The 7,568-nt window shown below is 40.2% G+C and carries 8 protein-coding genes; all 8 read right to left on the minus strand.

The window, feature by feature from the left end:
- Positions 1 to 743: 743 nt before the first annotated feature.
- On the minus strand, positions 744 to 1,205 hold the full coding sequence (locus BIT28_RS00425) for a hypothetical protein (protein ID WP_075761671.1): 462 nt from the start codon (positions 1,203 to 1,205) through the stop codon (positions 744 to 746).
- Between the two features lie 134 nt (positions 1,206 to 1,339).
- Positions 1,340 to 1,726, minus strand: a complete 387-nt coding sequence (locus BIT28_RS00430; protein WP_075761672.1) for a hypothetical protein — start codon at positions 1,724 to 1,726, stop codon at positions 1,340 to 1,342.
- Positions 1,723 to 2,109 (minus strand): hypothetical protein, encoded by a 387-nt coding sequence (locus BIT28_RS00435; RefSeq protein WP_075761673.1) that lies wholly within the window; start codon positions 2,107 to 2,109, stop codon positions 1,723 to 1,725. The genes BIT28_RS00430 and BIT28_RS00435 overlap by 4 nt, the downstream gene beginning before the upstream one ends.
- Before the next feature lie 122 nt (positions 2,110 to 2,231).
- Positions 2,232 to 2,957: a hypothetical protein gene (locus BIT28_RS00440; protein ID WP_075761674.1), complete on the minus strand. Its 726-nt coding sequence runs from the start codon at positions 2,955 to 2,957 to the stop codon at positions 2,232 to 2,234.
- A gap of 128 nt (positions 2,958 to 3,085) precedes the next feature.
- Complete coding sequence (locus BIT28_RS00445) at positions 3,086 to 3,697, minus strand: immunity protein Imm33 domain-containing protein (RefSeq protein ID WP_075761675.1); 612 nt, start codon at positions 3,695 to 3,697, stop codon at positions 3,086 to 3,088.
- Positions 3,698 to 3,817: 120 nt separating this feature from the next.
- The gene (locus tag BIT28_RS00450; RefSeq protein ID WP_075761676.1) at positions 3,818 to 4,309 is read right to left on the minus strand and encodes a hypothetical protein; all 492 of its coding nucleotides are present in this window, start codon (positions 4,307 to 4,309) and stop codon (positions 3,818 to 3,820) included.
- 1,560 nt (positions 4,310 to 5,869) lie between these two features.
- Positions 5,870 to 6,343, minus strand: coding sequence for a hypothetical protein (locus tag BIT28_RS00455; RefSeq protein WP_075761677.1), 474 nt, complete (start codon positions 6,341 to 6,343; stop codon positions 5,870 to 5,872).
- A gap of 167 nt (positions 6,344 to 6,510) precedes the next feature.
- The gene (locus BIT28_RS00460; RefSeq protein WP_075761678.1) at positions 6,511 to 7,260 is read right to left on the minus strand and encodes a hypothetical protein; all 750 of its coding nucleotides are present in this window, start codon (positions 7,258 to 7,260) and stop codon (positions 6,511 to 6,513) included.
- Positions 7,261 to 7,568: the final 308 nt, after the last annotated feature.

A 7,568-nucleotide genomic window follows, 5' to 3' on the forward strand; every position in this document is an offset into this window, starting at 1 on the left:
TGCATGCCGTGCCCCTGGTACATGCAAATAACAGAATGCGGCATAATTGCCGCTTTATCTGACACTTAAGCAGTTAACGCCTGCAATAAGGTGCCCCGCACCAAACTAACAAAGCACACAGAACTTCAAACCAAAACTGCCGAGTGTAACGGGTCACCTTGATTGCCTTGTTATGGCGCGCTTAAAGCACACTACCCAACCATCATGCACGCTACCGCTACAGTGCTTCCTGCTCGATAGCTGAATATCATACGCAACAACCCGCAAACATGCAGGATAGTAATCGTTACTTTATGATTTGTTTAACCAATTTATGCTTAACTTAGGAAAGAAAAGCTCTTTACTATCAAGTAGAAATCAGAGTTAACGGAGAAAATTGCGAAGAATTGAAATTTGATAACCTAAAGCCAAAATTGATAGTTACCTTTCGATGAAGTTTCTGGAGTACCCAACAGCGTATGCTGTCGTAAAATCAAGCGTGCTGCGAACAAAACCAATCAATGCCGCAGTTCGTTATACCAGAAAGCGTTCAGATATATCGCCTAAAAGGAACGACTCAGTAGCTGCTAAGCTTGACTCACTGAACAGCAAACGACCACCACGTTGCCTGTTCGCCCTTGCGCCATAACGCCTGCAATAAGGTGCCCCACGCTAAACCACCAAAGCACACCGAACTTCATACCAAAACCGCCGAGTGTAACGGGTCACCTTGATTGCTTTGTTATGCCTATCAGCGGCTGACACTACTTCAATCTAACTTTACCGATACCATTTAGCCGCCCAGCACGATATCTAGGATAGAAAACCCAATATGTTTTACTATCGTTAGAGTCTCTAGCCAACTCTAAATAAATGACCTCTTCAGCAGTTTGAATTGTAAAACCAAACCGTTGAAGTGAATGCGAGTTTGTACCCTGAACATACGATATCTGTTTTAGTGCTGCGACAGTCTCATCTCGGTTAATGTGTCCATCTGATGTTGAGCTGATAATCTCTTGAGAGAGCTTCGCACGTAACTCTGAGCGAGCAATACTTGGAAAAGTAAAGGTAACGGAAAGTGTTACTACGAAGATAGCAATCATCATAAGAATAATTTTAGGGTTCAGTCGTTTTGCAAATATCATCATAGCGATAAAGGCTATAATCGAGATCAAAACACCAATACCACCAATTGTGAACAGGAAGTCTAAAATACTCAGAAGCACGCTTCACCCTTATATTTTCAATTTCAATGTCGCCTGGATAAGATTACTAGGCATAACGCCTGCCATAAGTTGCGCAAATGACCAACTCACCACACGCACTGAACTTTCAAACCCAAAATGCCAAGTGTCAGGCGTCAACTTGATGGCTTTGTTATGTTTTGATTAGCAAGATCACTTTGGGACAATAATTTGGACTTAAGTTTTGATACTTCTATATCACACTTGTCCTTGTCTGCTTGACTTGTCAATTTGTGTTGCTCTTTTAACCATAGAATTCGAGAGTCATTTTCTTTAGTTATTCTAGTTAATTCTTCTTGATGTTTTTTATCAATCCTTTCAACCTGCCATGTATGATAAACCCAAAATCCAGTGCACATAGCAGCTATAAGTGAACCTAAAACAATACCGGGATTTCTACCAAACCATGTTTCCCAGCGGTTATTGGAGTTCATCTCTAAGGCTAAAACTCGACTATCAAGAGATCCCCTAGTTTCATCTTGCCGTAATTCCTGAGCACTCATTTAGAGCCCCCTTTCGGAGATACGATTCTATTTATGTCTTCAGTAACTGCACTGTTGCTCCAGTGATTAAAGTCATCCTCTCCTTTGATAATCACAATCCGCTGGCCATCCATGTATACATTAGTACCTAAGAATGTTACTCCTTGAATATTGCCACCAATCATTCGCTGGTCTATTCGTTCAAGTGTTGTATTTATCGAAGGCACAGTTTCTAGGACCTTTATTTCAGATCTTTTCTGTTCTTGTATCTCAAACTCAATTATCGCCCCATTAGTATTGGCAGGATGGATCTTTGCTGAAATATGCAACCCTTTTTTTAAGTAAGGAAGCAAACCTTTTATAAATGAGTCTGTATATTTCTTTAGTTTTTTTTGATTATTCATACTTCCACTTATCTATAATAAAAACATAACGCCTAACATAAGGTGCGCCACGATAAACTTAACAAGCGCACCGAACTCCATACCAAAACCGCCGAGTGTAATGCGTCACCTTGATGTTTTTGTTATATGGCTTTACGCAGCTCATTTTTCAGTGCTGTAAGAAGAGATGGAGCAGATTCTTGCACAAAGTCTATTTGTGTTTCAGTTAGCTCCTCTCCGTGAATACCATAATTACAAATTGAAATAACTTCTTTTACACCGAAAACAATATCTTTAGAGACACCCATGCTTATTAAATTATTAAGCATTTTTCCTATAGGTGTAGGTCTATTTTTCTCAGAGTAACTGGATAAGTTGTCTCTCAATAATTTTTCAAATGAAAACCTAACTTTGAACATATCTACAGGTAAATTATTAACATCAAACTGCATTACGTTATTGTTATTTTCAGTTGCAATGCCCATTCTGTGCAGTACATCATCCAGAGTCTGTTTAATATCCGCAATTTCAGAATCTTCGGGAGGAATAGGACTTGACCCAACGTATATTTGATTATTATTTGCTGATGAAACTTCAATTGATGATTTTATTTCTGTTTTCATCATATTGAATTGATAGTTCATATCCTTCTTTAAATCATCAATGTCTTGCTTTAATTTCATACCAAAAAGATTCATTTCTTTGAAGATAGGAGCAAGACATACACCAACCCATACTATAAATACCACTGTATCGAAATATGATGGTTTACCTTCGATCAACGCATCATAACGACCAAACAGATAAACACCCATTACAATTACGAGTATACCCCACCAAACTAATTTAAAATTTTCTGAATTATTCATACATACTTAACTCTATTTGCCATATAACGCCTGCAATAAGGTGCCCCGCACTGAACTAACAAGGCACACCGAACTTCATACCAAAAATGCCGAGTGTAATGGGTCACCTTGATTGCTTTGTTATCTGCTTAATCCAGTTCGATAAAGTTACCGTTTGTATCCTTGGCGAAAGCGACTCCAGCTTTATATTCAAGAAGTGCAATAATACTATCATCTTCACGTAAAACAGCACCTAAAGACACATATGAGGTATTTTTCGGGTCATCCATATACTCATCTGTTTCCGTGCCAGTTGTAATTCGCCAACCACTATCATCGTCATAATCCGGTTCCTCCCTGTACAGGTAACCAACAGGCTTTCCTTCATGGAGAATATTATTTGTAACGAAGCAGCGCTTAATATACTTGTCTGTAATTGACGGAACTGGGTCATCTATGTCTGTATCGATGATATGGCATGCCTGAAAATCGACTGGATCTTTGTACTTAAGGTCTTGGATATATTCAGGGTAATTGTCTAAATAACCAGTAAAGCCATGTTCAGTTACGCTAGTGATTTCTACCCACATTCTTTCGGCCCTTGGGGCTTCCGGATCCTGAGAGTCAAACTCAAAAATTAGCTTAGCCTGATTTCCAGGGCGAAGCTTTAAAATCACTTCTTTTGAAGGCTTATAAAACGTATACGGAAACTCATCAGCAATAGCTTGAGCATCTTCTAATTTCCAACTTTTTCTTACCACAATCCCTCCGATTTAGACAGCAGATAACGCCTGCAATAAGGTGCCCCACACTGAACTAGCAAAGCACACTGGACTTCATACCAAAACCGCCGAGTGTAACGGGTCACCTTGATTGCCTTGTTATATTCCCCAAACACTTAACTCAAAATCATTTCTACAAAACGATGTGTGGTTAAACTCTGCAATAATGCCACAATCTAGCTCTGTACCAACCCATCCAAAGTCGAATTTGTCATTTTCAGTAGTGAATAATTCAAGCTCATTTAGGAAGAGAAGTAATTCTGAAAATTTAACCTTGTAATATGGGCCGTCGATATCAAAGAATAACCAGCCAGTATACTCTTCAGATGGAAGCCTTCTTAGTGCATCAATAAGATCACTCCAATCCTGAAAAGTATAATTTTTCCAGCTTTCAATTGAACCTCTGGTAGTAGTCTGACAGTCCGATTCCTGATCCCAAGTTGAGAAAGCTGCATAGCGCAGACAAATTTCATCACTAGAGAATTCAACATTTTCTAGATAACTTCCGAATGATCCAGGAAGCAACGAAAGCAGAGATTCTCTGGCTCTACGATTTCGATTTTCTTTTAACTTTCGTTCAATCTTATTCATGTTTTCCTTGGGAATATAACGCCTTGGCATAAGGTGCGCCAACGCTGAACTTACAAAACCAAATACACTTCAAACCAAAACCGCCGAGTGTCAGGCGTCACCTTAATGCCTTTGTTACTAGGCCTATCGACTTAGCTTAAGCAGCTTGCCTGCCATGATGAAGTGAAATGAAAAAGTACGCTGATTAAGCGCGACAAACACCCCATTCAAGGCAGACAAATTCAAAACTATAACCACAAAAATCACTGCGCATTTACCCACAAAATAGCGGCTACGATGATGTTAGCACTATGGTTTACCTAGAAAAGATGAACCCGAAACGCTCGCCAATATTGATAAAAAGGCAGCCCAAACTAAAGCCGCGAACATCGCCCACAATTTTACTGCTTACGACAACCACCAAAATGTAACCACTTCCCTGCCAACGCACCGACCACAATATTGAAAGCGGCTATCCTCGATAATGGTGCGGCAATAGCTGAGAAATTTAAGAACTGGTGAGAACACGGAGTATCAACCGCCACGGCCGAACCATGGTTAAAACCCAATACAGAAGTTGGCGCGGTGACCAGTGAACATTCACGCAAACAGTTGAGACGTTTAAAAATAAGAAGCCGCTATGAACGACGAACGATTCTAACTGCATACGAATTTATCTGGAATTGACCAACTCACAGCGACTGCGGAGTTAAGTACACAAAAAGAACTCAACCTAGTCTAGTAACGCCTGCAATAAGGTGTGCCCCACTGAACTAGCAAAGCGCACTGAACTTCATACCAAAACCGCCGAGTGTAACGCATCACCCTTGATTGCCTTGTATGGCGCACTCAAGGGATCCAATACAAACATCAGGCACGCTACCGCCGAACAGAATTATTCACCTGCCATATGATTCATGCATCATACATCACTTAATAAACGGGAAGTTGAGAGATCGCAATTTTGTGATTTATTTCAGGTAGCTATAACAGAAACCTGAATTTTTTTGATGGGAATTTGAGCAGGATTTATTCAGAAGAAGAACGGACTGCTCTCTTCTATCAGTGTGAATCGGTGCTTAAGGAAAAAGCAGCGAGTACTAAACGACAATCGAGCGTGCTGCGGACTGGAACCAACAATGCCGATTTTCATTGCAAACACCCAGCATCATAACAGGATTGGAAAACTACGGCTTGCTAGCTGCTAAGCCTCGACCCAACGAAAATGAAGGGAATCAACACAAGTGCAGGAGCCAATTGGACAAAAGAAAGAAGCCACCTCAAAACGCCAATCGGGCGGTTGCGTACAGAAACCACAATTGTCTATTTTCCTTGAGAACTACCATCACCATAACAGAGCTGGAAAACTGAGATTCACTAGCAACTAAGCACGGCCCGCCGGCAATAAGACGACAGCCACGTTGCCTGTACGCCCCTGCGCCATACGCCTGCAATAAGGTGCCCCACGCTAAACCAACAAAGCACACCGAACTTCATACCAAAACCGCCGAGTGTAACGGGTCACCTTAATTGCCTTGTTATGCTTAAAATTCTCACTGTACATAAAAGTGAACCTTAAAATCACTTGGAATCTCTCAATCTCCAAATTTTTACTATTTTACCTTTATATAAATAAAGCTTGTATGGCCCGGAATTTCTCTCGAAAACCCCGCCTTCTTCGACTATCGTTGTATATTCAAAAGCATCTTCACCTTTGTGAAATTTAAACTTATGACCATCAAGATAAAATTCATTTGTTAAATAGTTTTTAAAGAGAATGTCCTTATAACTTTTAAACCTATCTACTTTTCCGACTAAAACAACGCATCCTTTAATTGAGCAATTAGATTCATTTACTGCCTGAATCTCATCCATCCTTTCCTTTGCATCAACCTGCATAATGAACAGCATAAATGCAAAGAGACCTCCTCCCACCTTATCTTTCCAACTTGCACCTTGTACTTTTCGTGATAAATAAAGGGTAAAAACAAATGTGATAGCAAGTGTTATATATATCAACTTTCCTGATATTGGTGGTGTATAGATTAGTTCCATATATTTCCAGATGTATGACACTTCAGAGTGTCAAATTTAAACAGAGCAAAACCAAAGGTAACTCGGAAGCATAACGCCTGCAATAAGGTGTGCCCCACTAATCCAGCAAAGCGCACCGAACTCCGCACCAAAACCGCCGAGTGTAACGCATCACCTTGATTGCCTTGTTATAACTCACTCCACGGCACAGATTTTTCTGCTAACTCATACTTGCGTACGAACTTACCTTTTAGTTGTTTAGTGTACAGATCAGACTTAATTACATTTGTGTCTGCTAACATGCGATTGCAGTACGATTTGACCATATTTTCAACCCACGCAGGTGCTCTCGGATCAATTTGAATTTGGTCTAAGAACTCAGTTATTGGCATTGCCAAATTTACATGAGTATTATCGTGGAAGTCTCCGTCTGTAGAGTCCTGAGGATGGACTAGAATCCTAATTTCTTCTTCATGGGAAAAGTCGACTCTTTTATATCTCGTCGTATATCCCCGGCTATCATCTTGTTGCACCATGTGCATTAATTCGTCTATATCTTTGAAATACCTGACCTTAGACACACCAACACGGCGTACACCAGTAAGTTTCCTCAATTTTCCTACTGTTGATGCTACTTTTACACCACACTTATTTGGTGAATAGATACGCCACATAGCATCTGATTCTTGTTTTAAAGTCCAGCATTGACCAAAGAAGTGCTGATCTGCACTGTAAAAGGATGCACTCACCTTTTCACCAATATGAAGCTCATAATTTGACAGGATATTCTCCCAAGGATCTTCCCAAGTGGTAACTTTAGCAAAAGTTAACTTGTCCATTTCAATTAAGTTAACAAAGGCTTCAAATGAAAAATATCGATATATTCTTGTTGAATCAGTGACATCTTCATCGGTTATGTCCAACCGCAATGGTTCCATCTATTCCTCCTTGAGTTATAACGCTGGGCATAAGGTGCGCCAACGCTGAAATTACCAAACCAGATACACTCCGAACCAAAAATGCCGAGTGTAAAGCGTCACCTTGATGCCTTTGTTATGCCAATCAGCGGCATGCATTATCTCAATCTAACTTTGCCGATGTCATTTATCCGCCCAGCACGATATCTAGGATAGTAAACCCAATATGTTTTACTATCGTTAGAATCTCTAGGGCGTGTTGATCTTTCGTGAGTGTTTTTTGAACAGCATGGTAAAGAGTTATAATTTGCTTCGCCAAAAGTAAAACC

Source organism: Photobacterium proteolyticum, assembly GCF_001939735.1.
GTDB lineage: Bacteria > Pseudomonadota > Gammaproteobacteria > Enterobacterales > Vibrionaceae > Photobacterium > Photobacterium proteolyticum.

What these genes read in the sequence shown, in the direction of transcription:
- BIT28_RS00430 (WP_075761672.1), bottom strand. Translation starts at nt 1,726, where the DNA reads ATGAGTGCTCAGGAATTACGGCAAGATGAAACTAGGGGATCTCTTGAT.
- BIT28_RS00455 (WP_075761677.1), bottom strand. Translation starts at nt 6,343, where the DNA reads ATGGAACTAATCTATACACCACCAATATCAGGAAAGTTGATATATATA.
- BIT28_RS00460 (WP_075761678.1), bottom strand. Translation starts at nt 7,260, where the DNA reads ATGGAACCATTGCGGTTGGACATAACCGATGAAGATGTCACTGATTCA.
- BIT28_RS00450 (WP_075761676.1), bottom strand. Translation starts at nt 4,309, where the DNA reads ATGAATAAGATTGAACGAAAGTTAAAAGAAAATCGAAATCGTAGAGCC.
- BIT28_RS00435 (WP_075761673.1), bottom strand. Translation starts at nt 2,109, where the DNA reads ATGAATAATCAAAAAAAACTAAAGAAATATACAGACTCATTTATAAAA.
- BIT28_RS00440 (WP_075761674.1), bottom strand. Translation starts at nt 2,957, where the DNA reads ATGAATAATTCAGAAAATTTTAAATTAGTTTGGTGGGGTATACTCGTA.